The following is a 393-nucleotide window of genomic DNA, read 5'->3' as shown; positions in this document are numbered from 1 at the left end:
ATCCTCCTCCAAACACGAGCTTCCCTTGATTTTTGACATTCAGATTCAGCCCATCCCCCATACTGACCCGAACACCGGGTCCAAATGTGAGGGTCGCGTTCGAGTTGATCCAGGTGTCGCCGGTGATCTCGACCGGGTCGTTCGGATCCAAAAACGCTCGATCTTCGTTGACTGCACCGGAAAGGTCGGCCAGGAGGAGGCGATCTTCGAGCCCTTCGAGCAGTGGTCGTAAGGCGAGGCAACGGAGCTGAGATCGGGAACGACTTCGCGAGGAGGTGGGAACGCGATCGGCCGTGGACGCCTTCGATCGGGGAGTGATCGGGAGCATCGAGTTTCATCCTCAAAGGGTCAAAGAGTGGAGGGGTTGCAGGCCGAGCAGGACGTTGTCCGAGG

The 393-nt window shown here is 58.8% G+C and carries 1 protein-coding gene; it reads left to right on the top strand.

The features are described 5' to 3' along the window. Positions 1 to 232, top strand: a 232-nt coding sequence (locus AB1L88_RS26960) for a hypothetical protein (protein WP_367099818.1), incomplete at its 5' end; no start/stop codon positions are given. Between the last annotated feature and the right edge of the window lie 161 nt (positions 233 to 393).

Source organism: Tautonia sp. JC769 (genome assembly GCF_040717455.1).
Taxonomy (GTDB): Bacteria; Planctomycetota; Planctomycetia; order Isosphaerales; family Isosphaeraceae; genus Tautonia.
This window is presented reverse-complemented; position numbering and strand designations above follow the sequence as displayed.